Origin of the sequence: Kocuria sp. PD6, from assembly GCF_031844145.1 — a bacterium.
Taxonomy (GTDB): domain Bacteria; phylum Actinomycetota; class Actinomycetes; order Actinomycetales; family Micrococcaceae; genus Kocuria; species Kocuria marina.
In genome coordinates this window covers 196270-211803 of the sequence record NZ_JAUZUS010000003.1, presented here as the reverse complement: position 1 = coordinate 211803, position 15534 = coordinate 196270, and the positions used below count along the sequence as shown (strand labels likewise).

The window sequence follows — 15534 nt, the reverse complement described above, 5'->3', positions numbered from 1 at the left end:
GCTCAGGCCTCCTCAACCTCTACGAGATGCGACACCGTGTTGATCATGCCCACGGTGGCGGCATCGGCCTTGCGCTCCACGACCTGGCCCGGACGCTTGAGACCGAGCGAACGCAGCGTGTCGCGCATGTTCTGCTTCTGACCGACCACGGAGCGGACCTGCTTCACGCGCAGGGACGCGCCGGTGGCCTGAATGCGCTTTCCGTTCATCAGGCACCTGCCTTCTGGATGTCACGCAGCAACGGCGCGGGAACGACCTCGTCCATGGGCAGGCCACGGCGGGCCGCCACGGAGGCGGGCTCCTCGAGCTCACGCAGCGCCTGGATGGTCGCGTGCACGATGTTGATCTGGTTGGACGAGCCCAGGGACTTGGACAGCACGTCGTGGATACCGGCGCACTCGAGCACCGCACGCACCGGACCACCGGCGATCACACCGGTACCCGGGGTCGCCGGGCGCAGCATGACGACGCCAGCCGCGGCCTCACCCTGCACACGGTGCGGGATGGTGCGGTTCTCCACGCGGGGGACCCGGAAGAAGTTCTTCTTGGCCTCCTCCACGCCCTTGGAGATCGCGGCGGGAACTTCCTTGGCCTTGCCGTAGCCCACGCCGACCATGCCGTTGCCGTCACCGACGACCACGAGAGCGGTGAAGCTGAAGCGACGACCACCCTTGACGACCTTGGACACACGGTTGATGGTCACGACGCGCTCGAGGAACTTGTCCTTGTCGTCGTCGCGCCCGCCGCGGCCCCCACGACCACCACGGTCGTTGCGGCCACCGCGCTCGTTGCGACCGCCCCGGTCGTTACGACCGCCGCGGCCACCGCGGTTCTCGTCGGTCCCCTGGCGCTCCGAGGTGTTCGCCTCGGTCGTCGTGTTGGAACCGTTGGTGGCTTCGCTCACCTGAGTTTCCTTCTCGTTCTTCTGCTCGCTCACAGCGCCAGACCTCCTTCACGGGCACCCTCGGCCACCGCGGCCACGCGGCCGTGGTACTTGTTGCCGCCGCGGTCGAACACGACGGTCTCGATCCCCGCAGCCTTGGCACGCTCGGCGATCAGCTCACCGATGCGCTTGGCCTTGGCGGTCTTGTCGTCGGACGACGCACGCAGATCGCTTTCCATGGTGGACGCCGAGATCAGGGTGAAACCCTTGTCGTCGTCGATCACCTGGGCGACCATGTGGCGGGTGGAACGCGTGACCACCAGACGGGGGCGCAGCGCGGTTCCGGCGATGTGCTTGCGCACACGGCGGTGACGCCGTGCCCGCTGAGCAGCCTTCGACTTTCCCTTGATTACGAGAGCCATGATTACTTACCAGCCTTTCCGGCCTTGCGGCGGATCTGCTCGCCGGCGTAGCGCACGCCCTTGCCCTTGTAGGGATCGGGCAGACGCAGGGAGCGGATCTTCGCGGCGACCTGGCCAACCTGCTGCTTATCGATACCGGAAACGGTGACCTTGTTGGCGCCCTCGACGGACAGCGTGATGCCGTCCGGAGCGTTGAAGGGCACCGGGTGGCTGTAACCCAGAGCGAACTCCAGGTTGGCACCCCTGGCCTGGACACGGTAACCCGTGCCCACGATCTCCAGCTGCTTGGCGTAGCCCTGCGAGACACCCTGGATCATGTTGGAGATCAGGGTGCGCGTGAGGCCGTGCAAGGAACGGGATTCGCGCTCGTCGTTGGGGCGGGACACCTGCACGGTGCCGTCCTCGACGACCACGGTGATGGGCGCGGGCACGGTGTGGGTCAGTTCGCCCTTGGGGCCCTTGACCTGCACCACGGAACCGTCCACAGAGACCTCCACACCGGCGGGCACAGAGATCGGGAGACGTCCAATACGTGACATGTCTTCTTCCTTTCTTCTTCTGTGCTACCGGTTACCAGACGTACGCGAGGACTTCCCCGCCCACGCCCTTCTTGCCGGCCTGCTTGTCGGTCAGCAGCCCGGAGGACGTGGAGAGGATCGCGATGCCGAGGCCGCCGAACACGCGGGGCAGCTCGGTGGACTTCGCGTACACGCGCAGGCCCGGCTTGGAGATGCGGCGGACACCGGCGATCGAGCGCTCACGGTTGGAACCGAACTTCAGCGACAGGGTCAGGGTCTTGCCCACCCGTGCGGGTTCTTCGGACCAGTCGGCGATGTAGCCCTCGGCCTTGAGGATGTCCGCGATCCGAGCCTTGAGCTTGGAGTACGGCATGCTCACGGTGTCGTGGTAGGCCGAGTTCGCGTTGCGCAGCCGCGTCAGCATGTCTGCGACGGGATCTGTCATTGTCATGTGGGCTTCAGCCCTTCCTCGTCAGGGTTTCCCTGCCGGTTGCAGCCCGCAGGGACCTTCTGACGTCGATGGAATCAGTTGGTCTTGAACGGGAAACCGAGCGCCTTGAGCAGCGCGCGACCCTCGTCGTCGGTCTTGGCGGAGGTGACCACGGTGATGTCCATACCGCGCACGCGGTCGATCTTGTCCTGATCGATCTCGTGGAACATGGACTGTTCCGTCAGACCGAAGGTGTAGTTGCCGTTGCCGTCGAAGTGACGGTCGGACAGACCACGGAAGTCACGGATACGCGGCAGCGCGAGCGTGACGAGACGGTCCAGGAATTCCCACATCCGCTCGCCACGCATGGTGACGTGCGCGCCGATGGGCATTCCCTCACGCAGCTTGAACTGCGCAATGGACTTCTTGGCCCGGTTGACCACGGGCTTCTGACCGGTGATGGCGGTGAGGTCCTTGATGGCGTTGTCCACCAGCTTGGAGTCCTTGGCCGCCTCGCCCAGACCCATGTTGACCACGACCTTGACCACGCGCGGCATCTGCATGACGTTCGCGTAGCCGAACTGCTCCTGCAGGGCCGGGACGACGGTCTCCTGGTACTTGGTCTTGAACCGGGGGGTGAACTTGGTTTCGGTGGTTTCGCTCATCACAGATCCTTGCCGGTGCTCTTGGACACGCGAACGCGGACGGTCTTCTGCTTGCCGTTGCGCTCCACGGTCTCGGTGCGGTAGCCCACACGGGTCGGCTTGCCGGTCTCCGGGTCCACGAGCATCACGTTGGAGATGTGGATCGGAGCCTCGGACTTGACGAGGCCGCCGGCTTCGCCCTGGGCGTTGGCGCGCTTGTGCTTGGTCACGACGTTGACGCCCTCGACCACCACGCGGGAGGTCTCGGTGATCACGCGCAGGACCTTGCCCTGCTCGCCCTTGTTCTTACCGGTGATGACCTGAACCAGGTCGCCGGTCTTGATCTTGAATTTCGCCATGTCAGAGCACCTCCGGGGCCAGCGAGACGATCTTCATGAACTTCTTGTCGCGCAGCTCGCGGCCCACGGGGCCGAAGATGCGCGTGCCGCGGGGGTCCCCGTCGTTCTTCAAGATCACTGCGGCGTTCTCGTCGAAACGGATGTAGGAACCGTCGGGACGGCGCCTCTGCTTCTTGGTACGGACCACAACCGCCTTGACGACGTCACCCTTCTTGACGTTGCCGCCGGGGATGGCGTCCTTGACGGTGGCGACGATGATGTCGCCAATGCCTGCGTAACGGCGTCCGGATCCACCGAGCACACGGATGGTGAGAATTTCCTTCGCACCCGTGTTGTCGGCGACCCTCAGCCGCGATTCCTGCTGAATCACTGATTTACTCCTGTCGTCGCGCTGGTTCTCATCCGATGGTGCTGAATGCCGAGCCTTGCGGAACGGTGGTCGTGTGAACGCTCCACGCCACGGTGTTCCCCGTGACCGTAGGAGGGGTCCGGGGCGTGCGCGGAGTTCGTACGCGATGATCGCTCACACATGGATGGCGAACGGGTTCGCCGTGCTGCCCTGCTCGGATTCGTGGCTGAATGCAGAATCAACGAGCAAGTTGTGGCAGCAACCGCGGCGTGCAACGCGCGGAGCCGCCCACGGACGCACCGTGGGGCTTGCCGCCGTCCCGGTACGGTGCGCACAGCGCACGTGGGGCGGACGTGGATTCTGACTCAGCAGGGTCGAAGTCAGAGTGGGCACACGTGTGTCGACACGCGTACTGACCTACTCTACCGCGCCCCGGCGGGTAACGCCAATCGATGTACAGGCCGGCGGCCGGGGCGCGGGTGGACGCGGGAACGGCGCCGGGCAGCGCCGTCGTGCACGCGCAAGGGCCCCCGACCGCAACCGGTCGGGGGCCCTTGACGCTGTCGAGGAGGACTTACTTGGCCTTCTCGATGATCTCCACGATCCGCCAGTTCTTGGTGGCGGACAGCGGACGGGTCTCGGCGATGCGCACGAGGTCCCCGACGCCGCAGGTGTTCTGCTCGTCGTGGGCCTTCACACGCTTGGACTTGCGCAGCACCTTGCCGTACAGGGCGTGCTTGACGCGGTCCTCGACCTGGACGACCACGGTCTTGTCCATCTTGTCGGAGACCACGTAGCCCTGGCGGGTCTTGCGGTCACCGCGCTCGGCCGCGGCCGATTCGTTGTTAACCTGCTCGCTCACTTGGCATCATCCTCAGACTTGGCAGCCTTCTTCGAGGCCTTCTTCTCGGTCTTCTCAGCAGCCGGCGCCACGTCCTCGCGGATCCCGAGCTCGCGCTCACGCAGCACGGTGTAGATCCGGGCAATGTCGCGTTTGACGGACTTGAGACGCCCGTTGCTCTCGAGCTGACCGGTCGCGGCCTGGAAGCGCAGGTTGAACAGCTCTTCCTTGGACTTGCGCAGCTGGTCGGTGAGGGCACCGGTGTCGAGAGCCGCGAGGTTCTCCATGTTCAGATCCTTGGATCCAATAGCCATTGATCATTCACCGCCTTCGCGACGCACGATGCGTGCCTTCATCGGGAGCTTGTGGATGGCCAGGCGCAGCGCCTCACGTGCCACGTCCTCGCTCACGCCGGAGATCTCGAACAACACGCGTCCGGGCTTGACGTTAGCGATCCACCACTCGGGGGAACCCTTACCGGAACCCATGCGGGTCTCGGCGGGCTTCTTGGTCAGGGGACGATCCGGGTAGATGTTGATCCAGACCTTGCCGCCACGCTTGATGTGACGGGTCATGGCGATACGCGCGGCCTCGATCTGACGGTTCGTGACGTACGCCGGGCTCAGCGCCTGGATGCCCCACTCGCCGAACGTGACCTGGGTTCCGCCCTTCGCCTGACCCCGACGACGCGGGTGGTGCTGCTTACGGAACTTCACACGACGTGGGATGAGCATTACTTACCACCCTCTGCGTTGGTCGCCTCCGCAGCGGTGTTCTGCTGCGGGGCTGCGGCGGAGTCGCGCTCACGGCGTCCACCACGGTCGTTACGGTCATTGCGACGACGCCGCTCGCCACCGCCGCGACGGTCGTTGCGTCCGCGCGAGGACGGAGCAGCGGCCTGCTGGGCGGCGAGTTCCTTATCGGTGAGGTCGCCCTTGTAGATCCAGACCTTCACGCCGATGCGGCCGAAGGTGGTCTTGGCCTCGAAGAAGCCGTAGTCGATGTTCGCGCGCAGGGTGTGCAGAGGCACACGGCCTTCGCGGTAGAACTCCGAACGGGACATCTCCGCGCCGCCGAGGCGGCCGGCGCACTGGATCCGGATGCCCTTGGCACCGGCGCGCTGCGCGGACTGGATGGCCTTCTTCATGGCGCGACGGAACGCGACACGGGAGGCCAGCTGCTCGGCGACACCCTGAGCGACGAGCTGGGCGTCGGTCTCCGGGTTCTTGACCTCGAGGATGTTGAGCTGGATCTGCTTGCCGGTGAGCTTCTCGAGCTCACCGCGGATCCGGTCCGCCTCGGCGCCGCGGCGGCCGATCACGATGCCCGGGCGCGCCGTGTGGATGTCCACGCGGACGCGGTCACGGGTGCGCTCGATCTCGACCTTGGCGATGCCGGCGCGCTCCATGCCCGTGGACATGAGCTCGCGGATTTTCACGTCCTCGCGGATGTAGTCCTTGTAGCGCTGACCCGGCTGGTTCGAGTCCGCGTACCAGTGCGAGACGTGGTCGGTGGTGATGCCCAGACGGAATCCGTTGGGGTTGATTTTCTGTCCCACTTAGCGGACCTCCTCCTTCTCCGGTGTCGCCACGACCACGGTCACGTGGCTCGTGCGCTTGTTAATGCGGAACGCACGGCCCTGGGCACGCGGCTGGAACCGCTTCATGGTGGGTCCCTCGTCCACGAAGGCCGCGGAGACCACGAGGTCTTCCGGCTTGAACGCGAGACCCTCGCGGTCGGCCTTCTGCCGGGCGTTGGCCACGGCGGATTCGAGAACCTTGAACACCGGCTCTGAAGCTGCCTGCGGGGCAAACTTCAGGATCGCCAACGCCTCATTCGCCTGCTGGCCACGAATCAGGTTGACGACGCGCCGGGCCTTCATAGGCGTCACGCGGATGTAGCGCGCAGATGCCTTGGCTTCCATTGCTTTCCTTCTCTCGTCTTGTCGAAGAAGTGCAGCGTTGCGACCGCGAGGGTCAGCGACGCTTGCCCTTCTTGTCGTCCTTCACATGGCCGCGGAACGTGCGGGTGGGGGCGAATTCGCCGAGCTTGTGCCCGACCATCGACTCAGTGATGAACACCGGGACATGCTTGCGTCCGTCGTGCACGGCAATCGTGTGTCCGAGCATGTCGGGCACGATCATCGAGCGGCGGGACCACGTCTTGATGACGTTCTTGGTGCCCTTCTCGTTCTCCTTGGCGACCTTCACGAAGAGGTGCTGATCAACGAAAGGGCCCTTCTTGAGGCTGCGTGGCATTAGTCAGGCTCCTTAGCGCTTGTTCTTGCCGGTACGACGACGACGCACGATGAGCTTGTCGCTTTCCTTGTTAGGGCGACGGGTGCGTCCCTCGGGCTTACCGTTGGGGTTGACCGGGTGACGACCACCGGAGGTCTTGCCCTCGCCACCACCGTGCGGGTGGTCCACGGGGTTCATGACCACACCGCGGACGGTCGGGCGGATGCCCTTCCAACGGTTACGTCCGGCCTTGCCCCAGTTGATGTTGGACTGCTCGGCGTTGCCGACCTCGCCCACGGTCGCGCGGCAGCGCACGTCCACGTTGCGGATTTCACCGGAGGGCAGGCGCAGCTGACCGTACTTGCCCTCACGGGCGACCAGCTGCACGGATGCGCCGGCGGAACGGGCGAGCTTGGCTCCCCCGCCCGGACGCAGCTCCACCGCGTGCAGCACGGTACCCACGGGGATGTTGCGCAGCGGCAGGTTGTTGCCCGGCTTGATGTCGGCGTTGGGGCCAGACTCCACGACGTCGCCCTGACGCAGGCGGTTCGGCGCGATGATGTATCGCTTGGTGCCGTCCACGTAGTGCAACAGCGCGATCCGAGCCGTACGGTTCGGGTCGTACTCGATGTGGGCGACCTTCGCGTCCACGCCGTCCTTGTCGTGACGACGGAAGTCAATCACGCGGTACTGGCGCTTGTGCCCGCCACCCTTGTGACGGGTGGTGATGCGGCCGGTGTTATTACGACCGCCCTTCTTGGGCAGCGGACGCACCAGGGACTTCTCGGGCGTGGTGCGCGTGATTTCTACGAAGTCCGCAACCGACGAGCCACGACGGCCCGGGGTTGTCGGCTTGTGCTTACGGATAGCCATGTTTTGAGTTCCTCGTTAAAGTGGTCTCCGCTCAAGAGAGCGGACCGCCGAAGATGTCGATGGAGCCTTCCCGGAGGGACACGATGGCACGCTTGGTGGCCTTACGCTGTCCCCAGCCGAAGCGCGTGCGCTTACGCTTACCGGGACGGTTGAGGGTGTTCACGGACGCGACCTTGACACCGAAGATGTGCTCGATCGCGTGCTTGATCTCGGTCTTGTTGGCGGAGGGGGCCACCTGGAAGGTGTATTTGCCCTCGTCGATCAGACCGTAGGACTTCTCGGAGACCACGGGACGGATGATGACGTCGCGCGGGTCCTTGTTGTAGATAACGCTCACTTGGCGTCCTCCTGCTTGCTACCGGACGCGGCTGCGACGAACGAGTCGTAAGCGGCCTTGGTGAAGACCACGTCGTCCGAGACGAGCACGTCGTACGTGTTGAGCTGATCGGCGTACACGGCGTGCACGTTGACCAGGTTGCGCACAGACAGCGCGGCGTTGTCCTCGCCACGGTTCAGCACCACGAGCAGGTTCTTGCGCTCGGTGAGCGAACGCAGCGCCTCCTTGGCGGCCTTCGTGGACGGCTGCTCGCCGCTCACCAGGTCCGCCACCACGTGGATGCGGCCGTTACGGGCCCGGTCCGAGAGGGCACCGCGCAGGGCGGCAGCCTTCATCTTCTTGGGCGTGCGCTGGGAGTAGTCACGCGGCGTGGGGCCGTGCACCACGCCACCGCCGGTCATGTGCGGGGCGCGGATGGAGCCCTGACGAGCCCGGCCGGTGCCCTTCTGCTTGAACGGCTTGCGACCGGCGCCGGAGACCTCCGCGCGGGTCTTGGTCTTGTGCGTGCCCTGACGGGCGGCGGCCAGCTGGGCGACGACGACCTGGTGCAGCAGCGCCACGTTGGTCTGGGCGTCGAAGATCTCAGCGGGCAGCTCGACGTTGACGGTTTCAGTTGCCATGAGTATCAGGCTCCCTTCACGGTGGAACGGACGAGGACGACCGATCCCTTGGGGCCCGGCAGGGCGCCCTTGATGAGCAGCAGGGAGTTCTCGGCGTCGACAGCGTGCACGGTCAGGTTCATGGTCGTGTGACGGGCGTTGCCCATCCGGCCGGCCATGCGCATGCCCTTGAACACGCGAGCGGGGTACGATGCGCCGCCGATGGAACCCGGCTTGCGGTGGTTCTTGTGTGCACCGTGGGAGGCGCCCACACCGGCGAAGCCGTGGCGCTTCATGACACCCGCGGTGCCCTTGCCCTTGGTGGTGCCGACGACGTCGACCTTGGCACCGGCCTCGAAGAGCTCCACGGACAGTTCCTGTCCCAGCTCGTACTCAGCGGCGTCGGAAGTACGAAGTTCGACGACATGACGACGGGGCGTCACGCCTGCAGCGGCGAAGTGACCGGCCAGTGGCTTGGTCACCTTGCGGGGATCGATCGCACCGAAGCCGATCTGCACGGCGTTGTAGCCGTCCTTGTCCTCGTTGCGCAGCTGCGTCACGACGTTGGAGTCGGCCTTGACCACGGTCACCGGCACGAACTTCCCGTTCTCGTCCCAGACCTGGGTCATGCCGAGCTTCGTGCCCAGCAGGCCCTTCACCTGGCGTTCGAAAGTGGTAGTCATTGGGGTGCGATCCTTTTTACAGCTTGATTTCGATGTTCACGTCAGCGGGCAGGTCGAGACGCATGAGCGAGTCGACGGCCTTGGGCGTGGGGTCGATGATGTCGATCAGCCGCTTGTGGGTGCGCATCTCGAAATGCTCACGGCTGTCCTTGTACTTGTGCGGCGAGCGGATCACGCAGTACACATTCTTCTCGGTGGGCAGCGGGACGGGTCCCACCACCGTGGCGCCTGCGCGCGTCACCGTCTCAACGATCTTCCGTGCCGAGACGTCGATGACCTCGTGGTCATAGGACTTCAGCCGGATGCGGATTTTTTGTCCCGCCATGGCGTCGTGACTCTCTTTCTTCAAGTACTTCCCTGTATGGAGTCCGCGGACTCCTTGTGCTCGGCGATCGTGCTCGCCACCCCGCACAGACTGAATCCGGAAACTTCCGGGTTCCTCACCCTGTCGAGGCCCCGGCACCCGAACTCGGGCGTGTCGCGCGAGGAGCGCGCCGCCCGGTCCACACAATGATGCGGTGCCGGTTGAAAAATGGTTGTCCGCGGTGATATCCGCGTGGAAGTTCGCTGCATTGCGTTTGCTTCGGTTGCGCGACTGCTCCGCACCCGGTTCTCGCAATGGACTCCACGCGCTCGACCGGCGCACGGGAATCCCGCGTCGCTGAGCGAACAACAGCGACCATTCTGCCAGAGATCCGGGGGAGCGCGCAAACCGGCCACGTCCCTACTCCCTCGGGCCGGCGGGCACGCCGCCGCCCGAACATGCGAGAACCCCGCGGTCCTGAACGGACCACGGGGTTCTCGAAGGTTCGACTCAGCGCCTCACCGGATCAACGGGTCTTACTTGTTGATCTTGGTCACACGACCGGAGCCCACGGTGCGGCCACCCTCACGGATGGCGAAGCCGAGGCCTTCCTCCATGGCGATCGGCTGGATCAGCTCGACCGTCATCTCGGTGTTGTCACCGGGCATGACCATCTCGGTGCCCTCGGGCAGGGTGATGACGCCGGTGACGTCCGTGGTGCGGAAGTAGAACTGCGGGCGGTAGTTCGAGTAGAACGGGTTGTGACGCCCGCCCTCTTCCTTGGACAGGATGTAGACGTTGGCCTCGAAGTCGGTGTGCGGGGTGATGGAACCCGGCTTGCACACGACCTGGCCACGCTCGACGTCGTCGCGCTTGAGACCGCGCAGCAGCAGACCGCAGTTCTCGCCGGCCATGGCCTCGTCCATCTGCTTGTGGAACATCTCGATACCGGTCACCGTGGTCTTCTGCACGGGGCGGATGCCCACGATCTCGACCTCGGAGTTGATCGGCAGGGTACCGCGCTCGGCGCGGCCGGTCACCACGGTGCCGCGACCGGTGATCGTGAAGACGTCCTCGATGGGCATCAGGAAGGGCTTGTCGGTGTCACGCACGGGGTCCGGGACGTTCTCGTCCACGGCCTCCATGAGGTCCTCGACAGACTTGACCCACTCTGCGTCGCCCTCGAGGGCCTTCAGAGCGGAGACGCGCACCACGGGGGCGTTGTCGCCGTCGAAGCCCTGGTCGGACAGCAGCTCGCGGACCTCCATCTCGACGAGGTCGAGCAGCTCTTCGTCGTCGACCATGTCGGACTTGTTCAGCGCCACCAGCAGGTAAGGCACGCCCACCTGGCGGGCGAGCAGGACGTGCTCGCGGGTCTGGGCCATGGGGCCGTCGGTCGCGGCGACCACGAGGATCGCGCCGTCCATCTGAGCGGCACCGGTGATCATGTTCTTCACGTAGTCGGCGTGACCGGGGGCGTCCACGTGGGCGTAGTGACGCTTGTCGGTCTGGTACTCGATGTGAGAGATGTTGATCGTGATGCCGCGCTGCTTCTCCTCCGGGGCGGAGTCGATCGCACCGAAGTCACGCTGCTCGTTGACGTCCGGGTACTTGTCGGCCAGGACCTTGGAGATCGCAGCGGTGAGCGTGGTCTTGCCGTGGTCAACGTGGCCGATGGTGCCAATGTTGAGGTGCGGCTTGGTGCGCTCGAACTTGGCCTTCGCCATGATGTGTTCCTCCTAGAACATTGAGGTGAGACTTGCTCGACTGCTCCGGACCACGGAGCGTGGGACCACAGCGCTTCAGACGCTGCGCGTGTCGAAACCTGTGCAAGTCTACTTCTGGATTACGAATTTACTGAAATCACGGGGCGTGGGCCCCGCCGGCTCACTCGCCGCGGTTCTTCTGGATGATCTCCTCGGCCACGGCCTTGGGGACCTCCGAGTAGCTGTCGAACTCCATCGAGTACACCGCGCGACCCTGGGTCTTGGACCGCAGGTCACCGATGTAGCCGAACATCTCCGACAAGGGCACCAGGGCCTTCACGAGCTTGACACCCGCGACGTCCTCCATGGACTGGATCTGGCCGCGGCGGGAGTTCAGGTCACCGATGACGTCACCCATGTACTCTTCCGGGGTACGCACCTCCACGGCCATGAGCGGCTCGAGCAGGACCGGGTTGGCACGCCGGGCACCTTCCTTGAACACCATCGAACCGGCGATCTTGAACGCCATTTCCGAGGAGTCCACGTCGTGGTAGGCACCGTCGATCAGGGTGGCCTTGACGCCCACCACCGGGTAGCCCGCGAGGATGCCCAACTGCATGGCGTCCTGGATACCGTGGTCCACCGAGGGGATGTACTCGCGCGGCACGCGACCACCGGTCACGGCATTGTCGAACTCGTACAGCTCCTCCGCGTCCAGCGGCAGCGGCTCGAAGGAAACCTGCACCTTGGCGAACTGGCCGGAACCACCGGTCTGCTTCTTGTGGGTGTAGTCGACCTTGTCCACGGCCTTCTTGATGGTCTCGCGGTAGGCCACCTGCGGCTTGCCCACGTTGGCCTCGACCTTGAACTCGCGCTTCATGCGGTCCACCAGGATGTCCAGGTGCAGCTCGCCCATGCCGCCGATCTCGGTCTGGCCGGTCTCGTCGTTGAGGGACACCGTGAAGGTGGGGTCCTCCGCGGAGAGCTTCTGGATGGCGGTGGACAGCTTCTCCTGGTCACCCTTGGTCTTGGGCTCGATGGCCACGAAGATCACAGGCTGGGGGAAGCTCATGGACTCCAGCACGATCTGGTTGTTCGAATCGCACAGGGTGTCGCCCGTGGTGGTGTCCTTCAGACCGATCGCCGCGTAGATGTGACCGGCGGAGATCTCGTCCACCGGGTTCTCCTTGTTGGAGTGCATCTGGAAGAGCTTGCCGATGCGCTCGCGCTTGCCCTTGGTAGAGTTCATGACCTGCTCGCCGGCCTTCGCCTTGCCGGAGTACACGCGGATGTACGTGAGCTGGCCGTAGAACGGGTGCGAGGCGACCTTGAACGCGAGGGCCGCGAAGGGGCCGTTGGCGTCCGCGGCGCGGGTCATGACCTCTTCCTCGTCGTTGATGGCGTGGCCCTGCACGTCCTCCACGTCGAGCGGGGAGGGCAGGTAGTCCACCACGGCGTCGAGCATGGGCTGCACGCCGCGGTTCTTGAACGCCGAGCCACACAGCACGGGGTAGGCCTGGGAGGTGATCGTCAGCTTGCGGATGCCGGCCTTGATCTCGTCCTCGGTGAGCTCCTCGCCGCCGAGGTACTTCTCCATGAGCTCGTCGTCCGCCTCCGCGACGGCCTCGACGAGCTGGTTGCGGTAGTCATCCGCGCGGTCCTTCAGATCCTCCGGGATCTCGCGCGTCTCGTACTTGGCGCCCAGGGAGACGTCACCCTTGGAGTCGCCCTCCCACACGAGAGCCTTCATGGTCACCAGGTCGATGACGCCCACGAAGTCGTTCTCGGCACCGATCGGCAGCTGCAACACGAGCGGGGTCGCGCCCAGGCGGGACTTGATGGTGTCCACGGTGAAGTAGAAGTCGGCGCCCAGCTTGTCCATCTTGTTGACGAAGCAGATGCGGGGCACTTCGTACTTATCGGCCTGGCGCCACACGGTCTCGGACTGGGGCTCCACGCCCTCTTTGCCGTCGAAGACGGCCACGGCGCCGTCGAGCACGCGCAGAGAGCGCTCGACCTCGACCGTGAAGTCCACGTGACCCGGGGTGTCGATGATGTTGATCTGGTAGTCGTGCCAGTAGCACGAGGTCGCGGCGGACGTGATGGTGATGCCGCGTTCCTGCTCCTGAGCCATCCAGTCCATCGTGGATGCACCGTCGTGCGTTTCGCCGAGCTTGTGGTTGATGCCCGTGTAGAACAGGATTCGTTCGGTGGTCGTGGTCTTACCGGCATCGATGTGAGCCATGATGCCGATATTGCGGACCTTCTTGAGGTCGGTAAGCACGTCGAGTGCCACGATGGTTCCCTTCGTAAAAGGTAGTGCCGGGCCCTGGTGTCGGCCCCGCGCAGCGCGGGGCCGACAGGACTACCGAATTTTACCAGCGGTAGTGGGCGAAGGCCTTGTTGGATTCGGCCATCTTGTGGGTGTCCTCGCGGCGCTTCACAGCGGCACCGAGGCCGTTGGAGGCGTCGAGGATCTCGTTCTGCAGACGCTCGGTCATGGTGTTCTCACGACGGGCCTTGGAGTAGCCCACGAGCCAGCGCAGGGACAGTGCCTGGGCGCGGCCTGCCTTGACCTCGACCGGCACCTGGTAGGTGGCGCCACCGACACGACGGGAGCGGACCTCGAGGGCGGGCTTGACGTTGTCGAGGGCCTTCTTCAGGGTGGCCACGGGATCGGAGTTGGTCTTGTTGCGCACACCCTCGAGGGCACCGTAGACGATGCGCTCAGCGGTGGACTTCTTGCCGTCCTGCAGGACCTTGTTGATCAGCTGAGTGACCACGGGCGAGCCGTAGACGGGATCGACGACGAGGGGGCGCTTGGGAGCGGGACCTTTACGAGGCATTACTTCTTCTCCTTCTTCGCGCCGTAGCGGGAGCGAGCCTGCTGACGGCCCTTGACACCCTGGGTGTCGAGCGCGCCGCGCACGATCTTGTAACGGACACCCGGCAGGTCCTTCACACGACCACCGCGCACGAGCACGATGGAGTGTTCCTGAAGGTTGTGACCCTCACCCGGGATGTAGGCGGTGACTTCCACGCCGCCGTTGAGCTTCACACGGGCCACCTTGCGCAGCGCCGAATTCGGCTTCTTGGGGGTCGTGGTGAACACGCGGGTGCAGACGCCGCGCTTCATGGGGTTGCCCTTGAGCGCGGGAGCCTTGGTCTTCACGACCTTGGAGTGCCGGCCCTTGCGGACCAGTTGCTGGATAGTTGGCACAGTGCCTCCTGTTGGAACGGGACCGGTGGTGGCCGCCCCCGTTGATGGCGGAATATTGATCCCGGGCCCGCCGGGACGGATCAGCAGTAGTGACTGCGACGAAACCGTGTCCGAGCATGACGAAAGATGGCATCTAGGTACAAGGGGCGTACCACAGGACGGTGTCCGATTTGCCATCTGAGGACTGCCCGGAATCGAGCAATTCTTCCTTAGCATAGCAGCTCGCGTCTCAGGAGGAAAAATCGCTTCTGCCGGAGGTCACGACGTCCGCCGACAGGGCGGCGGCGCACCGTTGCAGGGCGGGGACCACGCGGCGGTCCAGGTGTTCCACGTCCCCGGATCCGAGGCCCACGCGCATGGACACGTTGATCGCGGCCACCACCGCTCCCGTGCCGTCCGTCACCGGCACGGCCACGGAGCGCAGCCCGAGTTCGAGTTCCTGGTCCACCACGGCGTGGCCGGCACGACGCACGGCGGCGATCTGCGCCCGCAGCTGCGTGTGGTCCGTGAGTGTCAGCGGGGTCAGGCTGCGCGGTTGCGCCCGCTCGAGCAGTTCCGCGAGCTCCTCGGGGGGCAGTGCCGCGAGCAGGACCCGGCCCATGGAGGTTGCGTACGCCGGGAACCTCGTGCCGAGCGAGATGCTCACGCTCATGATCCGCTGGGTGGCCACGCGCGCGACGTAGACGATCTCCGCGCCGTCGAGCACGGACATGGACGTGGATTCCCCGAGCTCGTCCGACAACGAACGCAGGTGGGGCTGGGCCAGTTGCGGCAGCGACAGCGCGGAGAGATAGGAGTAGCCCAGGCTCAGTACCTTGGGCGTGAGTTCGAAGCGCCGCCCGTCCGAGCGCACGTAACCCAGGGACTCGAGCGTGAGCAGGAACCGGCGGGCAGTCGCGCGGGTCAGCTGGGTCTGCCGGGCCACCTCGGACAGGCTCATGGCGGGGCGTTCGGCGTCGAACGCCCCGATCACGGCGAGCCCGCGCGCGAGCGACTGCACGAAACCGTCCCCGGGGGCGGAGTCGTTGCTACCGGTCGTGGTGACCACCCTCTCTCCCCCCACGACGCCGCGTGGGTCACTGATCGACACGGCGATGGCACCGCGAACGGTCCGCGCGACACCATCGGC

The 15534-nt window shown here is 65.2% G+C and carries 24 protein-coding genes; all 24 read right to left on the bottom strand.

Features of this window, described 5'->3' with window-relative positions:
• Window positions 1–2 precede the first annotated feature (2 nt).
• The 24 genes from rpmD to Q9R22_RS03945 all read right to left on the bottom strand — a co-directional run bounded on the left by rpmD (window position 3) and on the right by Q9R22_RS03945 (window position 15453).
• Entirely contained in the window at window positions 3–209 is a 207-nt protein-coding gene (gene rpmD, locus Q9R22_RS04060; RefSeq protein WP_035959642.1) for a 50S ribosomal protein L30, read from the bottom strand.
• Window positions 209–937, bottom strand: a complete 729-nt coding sequence (gene rpsE, locus Q9R22_RS04055; RefSeq protein ID WP_064845208.1) for a 30S ribosomal protein S5 — start codon at window positions 935–937, stop codon at window positions 209–211. Before rpsE ends, rpmD begins: the two co-directional genes overlap by 1 nt.
• Window positions 934–1305: a 50S ribosomal protein L18 gene (gene rplR, locus Q9R22_RS04050; protein WP_098054387.1), complete on the bottom strand. Its 372-nt coding sequence runs from the start codon at window positions 1303–1305 to the stop codon at window positions 934–936. Before rplR ends, rpsE begins: the two co-directional genes overlap by 4 nt.
• A 2-nt stretch (window positions 1306–1307) precedes the next feature.
• Window positions 1308–1844 (bottom strand): 50S ribosomal protein L6, encoded by a 537-nt coding sequence (gene rplF / locus Q9R22_RS04045; RefSeq protein ID WP_064845209.1) that lies wholly within the window; start codon window positions 1842–1844, stop codon window positions 1308–1310.
• 31 nt (window positions 1845–1875) lie between these two features.
• Window positions 1876–2274 carry a 30S ribosomal protein S8 gene (rpsH, locus tag Q9R22_RS04040; RefSeq protein ID WP_035959672.1) on the bottom strand — a complete coding sequence of 133 codons (399 nt, stop codon included), beginning with the start codon at window positions 2272–2274 and terminating at the stop codon, window positions 1876–1878.
• A gap of 74 nt (window positions 2275–2348) precedes the next feature.
• Window positions 2349–2918: a 50S ribosomal protein L5 gene (rplE, locus tag Q9R22_RS04035; protein WP_035959679.1), complete on the bottom strand. Its 570-nt coding sequence runs from the start codon at window positions 2916–2918 to the stop codon at window positions 2349–2351.
• Window positions 2918–3256 (bottom strand): 50S ribosomal protein L24, encoded by a 339-nt coding sequence (gene rplX, locus Q9R22_RS04030; protein WP_035959685.1) that lies wholly within the window; start codon window positions 3254–3256, stop codon window positions 2918–2920. Before rplX ends, rplE begins: the two co-directional genes overlap by 1 nt.
• 1 nt (window position 3257) lies before the next feature.
• Window positions 3258–3626 carry a 50S ribosomal protein L14 gene (gene rplN / locus Q9R22_RS04025; protein WP_035959693.1) on the bottom strand — a complete coding sequence of 123 codons (369 nt, stop codon included), beginning with the start codon at window positions 3624–3626 and terminating at the stop codon, window positions 3258–3260.
• A 553-nt stretch (window positions 3627–4179) separates the two neighbouring features.
• A complete protein-coding gene (rpsQ, locus tag Q9R22_RS04020; protein ID WP_035959699.1) occupies window positions 4180–4467 on the bottom strand; it encodes a 30S ribosomal protein S17 in 288 nt (95 codons plus the stop codon).
• On the bottom strand, window positions 4464–4760 hold the full coding sequence (rpmC, locus tag Q9R22_RS04015) for a 50S ribosomal protein L29 (RefSeq protein ID WP_035959707.1): 297 nt from the start codon (window positions 4758–4760) through the stop codon (window positions 4464–4466). The genes rpsQ and rpmC overlap by 4 nt, the downstream gene beginning before the upstream one ends.
• A 3-nt stretch (window positions 4761–4763) precedes the next feature.
• Complete coding sequence (gene rplP, locus Q9R22_RS04010; protein ID WP_064845210.1) at window positions 4764–5180, bottom strand: 50S ribosomal protein L16; 417 nt, start codon at window positions 5178–5180, stop codon at window positions 4764–4766.
• A complete protein-coding gene (gene rpsC, locus Q9R22_RS04005; RefSeq protein WP_035959714.1) occupies window positions 5180–6004 on the bottom strand; it encodes a 30S ribosomal protein S3 in 825 nt (274 codons plus the stop codon). The genes rplP and rpsC overlap by 1 nt, the downstream gene beginning before the upstream one ends.
• Window positions 6005–6370: a 50S ribosomal protein L22 gene (gene rplV / locus Q9R22_RS04000; RefSeq protein ID WP_012397693.1), complete on the bottom strand. Its 366-nt coding sequence runs from the start codon at window positions 6368–6370 to the stop codon at window positions 6005–6007.
• Window positions 6371–6422: 52 nt separating this feature from the next.
• Complete coding sequence (gene rpsS / locus Q9R22_RS03995) at window positions 6423–6704, bottom strand: 30S ribosomal protein S19 (protein ID WP_035959716.1); 282 nt, start codon at window positions 6702–6704, stop codon at window positions 6423–6425.
• Window positions 6705–6716: 12 nt separating this feature from the next.
• Window positions 6717–7556, bottom strand: a complete 840-nt coding sequence (gene rplB, locus Q9R22_RS03990) for a 50S ribosomal protein L2 (protein ID WP_035959718.1) — start codon at window positions 7554–7556, stop codon at window positions 6717–6719.
• A gap of 31 nt (window positions 7557–7587) precedes the next feature.
• Window positions 7588–7893, bottom strand: coding sequence for a 50S ribosomal protein L23 (gene rplW / locus Q9R22_RS03985; protein WP_131332471.1), 306 nt, complete (start codon window positions 7891–7893; stop codon window positions 7588–7590).
• Window positions 7890–8513 (bottom strand): 50S ribosomal protein L4, encoded by a 624-nt coding sequence (gene rplD / locus Q9R22_RS03980; RefSeq protein ID WP_035959733.1) that lies wholly within the window; start codon window positions 8511–8513, stop codon window positions 7890–7892. Before rplD ends, rplW begins: the two co-directional genes overlap by 4 nt.
• 5 nt (window positions 8514–8518) lie before the next feature.
• Complete coding sequence (rplC, locus tag Q9R22_RS03975; RefSeq protein WP_035959743.1) at window positions 8519–9175, bottom strand: 50S ribosomal protein L3; 657 nt, start codon at window positions 9173–9175, stop codon at window positions 8519–8521.
• Window positions 9176–9191: 16 nt separating this feature from the next.
• A complete protein-coding gene (gene rpsJ, locus Q9R22_RS03970; RefSeq protein WP_003803825.1) occupies window positions 9192–9500 on the bottom strand; it encodes a 30S ribosomal protein S10 in 309 nt (102 codons plus the stop codon).
• Window positions 9501–10015: 515 nt separating this feature from the next.
• Window positions 10016–11206 (bottom strand): elongation factor Tu, encoded by a 1191-nt coding sequence (tuf, locus tag Q9R22_RS03965; protein ID WP_064845211.1) that lies wholly within the window; start codon window positions 11204–11206, stop codon window positions 10016–10018.
• 160 nt (window positions 11207–11366) lie between these two features.
• Complete coding sequence (gene fusA / locus Q9R22_RS03960) at window positions 11367–13481, bottom strand: elongation factor G (protein WP_131332470.1); 2115 nt, start codon at window positions 13479–13481, stop codon at window positions 11367–11369.
• A 79-nt stretch (window positions 13482–13560) separates the two neighbouring features.
• Window positions 13561–14031: a 30S ribosomal protein S7 gene (gene rpsG / locus Q9R22_RS03955; protein WP_064845213.1), complete on the bottom strand. Its 471-nt coding sequence runs from the start codon at window positions 14029–14031 to the stop codon at window positions 13561–13563.
• A complete protein-coding gene (gene rpsL / locus Q9R22_RS03950; RefSeq protein ID WP_012397684.1) occupies window positions 14031–14405 on the bottom strand; it encodes a 30S ribosomal protein S12 in 375 nt (124 codons plus the stop codon). Before rpsL ends, rpsG begins: the two co-directional genes overlap by 1 nt.
• 229 nt (window positions 14406–14634) lie before the next feature.
• Window positions 14635–15453 (bottom strand): IclR family transcriptional regulator C-terminal domain-containing protein, encoded by an 819-nt coding sequence (locus Q9R22_RS03945; RefSeq protein ID WP_242670604.1) that lies wholly within the window; start codon window positions 15451–15453, stop codon window positions 14635–14637.
• Window positions 15454–15534 lie beyond the last annotated feature (81 nt).

Bases quoted from the DNA above. Each gene is read 5' to 3' on its own strand.
- rplV (WP_012397693.1), bottom strand. From the start codon at position 6,370: ATGGAAGCCAAGGCATCTGCGCGCTACATCCGCGTGACGCCTATGAAG.
- rplE (WP_035959679.1), bottom strand. From the start codon at position 2,918: ATGAGCGAAACCACCGAAACCAAGTTCACCCCCCGGTTCAAGACCAAG.
- rplP (WP_064845210.1), bottom strand. From the start codon at position 5,180: ATGCTCATCCCACGTCGTGTGAAGTTCCGTAAGCAGCACCACCCGCGT.
- rplF (WP_064845209.1), bottom strand. From the start codon at position 1,844: ATGTCACGTATTGGACGTCTCCCGATCTCTGTGCCCGCCGGTGTGGAG.
- rplD (WP_035959733.1), bottom strand. From the start codon at position 8,513: ATGGCAACTGAAACCGTCAACGTCGAGCTGCCCGCTGAGATCTTCGAC.
- rplX (WP_035959685.1), bottom strand. From the start codon at position 3,256: ATGGCGAAATTCAAGATCAAGACCGGCGACCTGGTTCAGGTCATCACC.
- rpsJ (WP_003803825.1), bottom strand. From the start codon at position 9,500: ATGGCGGGACAAAAAATCCGCATCCGGCTGAAGTCCTATGACCACGAG.
- rpsG (WP_064845213.1), bottom strand. From the start codon at position 14,031: ATGCCTCGTAAAGGTCCCGCTCCCAAGCGCCCCCTCGTCGTCGATCCC.
- rplB (WP_035959718.1), bottom strand. From the start codon at position 7,556: ATGGCTATCCGTAAGCACAAGCCGACAACCCCGGGCCGTCGTGGCTCG.
- rplC (WP_035959743.1), bottom strand. From the start codon at position 9,175: ATGACTACCACTTTCGAACGCCAGGTGAAGGGCCTGCTGGGCACGAAG.
- rpmC (WP_035959707.1), bottom strand. From the start codon at position 4,760: ATGGCTATTGGATCCAAGGATCTGAACATGGAGAACCTCGCGGCTCTC.
- rpsH (WP_035959672.1), bottom strand. From the start codon at position 2,274: ATGACAATGACAGATCCCGTCGCAGACATGCTGACGCGGCTGCGCAAC.
- rpmD (WP_035959642.1), bottom strand. From the start codon at position 209: ATGAACGGAAAGCGCATTCAGGCCACCGGCGCGTCCCTGCGCGTGAAG.
- rplR (WP_098054387.1), bottom strand. From the start codon at position 1,305: ATGGCTCTCGTAATCAAGGGAAAGTCGAAGGCTGCTCAGCGGGCACGG.
- tuf (WP_064845211.1), bottom strand. From the start codon at position 11,206: ATGGCGAAGGCCAAGTTCGAGCGCACCAAGCCGCACCTCAACATTGGC.
- rpsS (WP_035959716.1), bottom strand. From the start codon at position 6,704: ATGCCACGCAGCCTCAAGAAGGGCCCTTTCGTTGATCAGCACCTCTTC.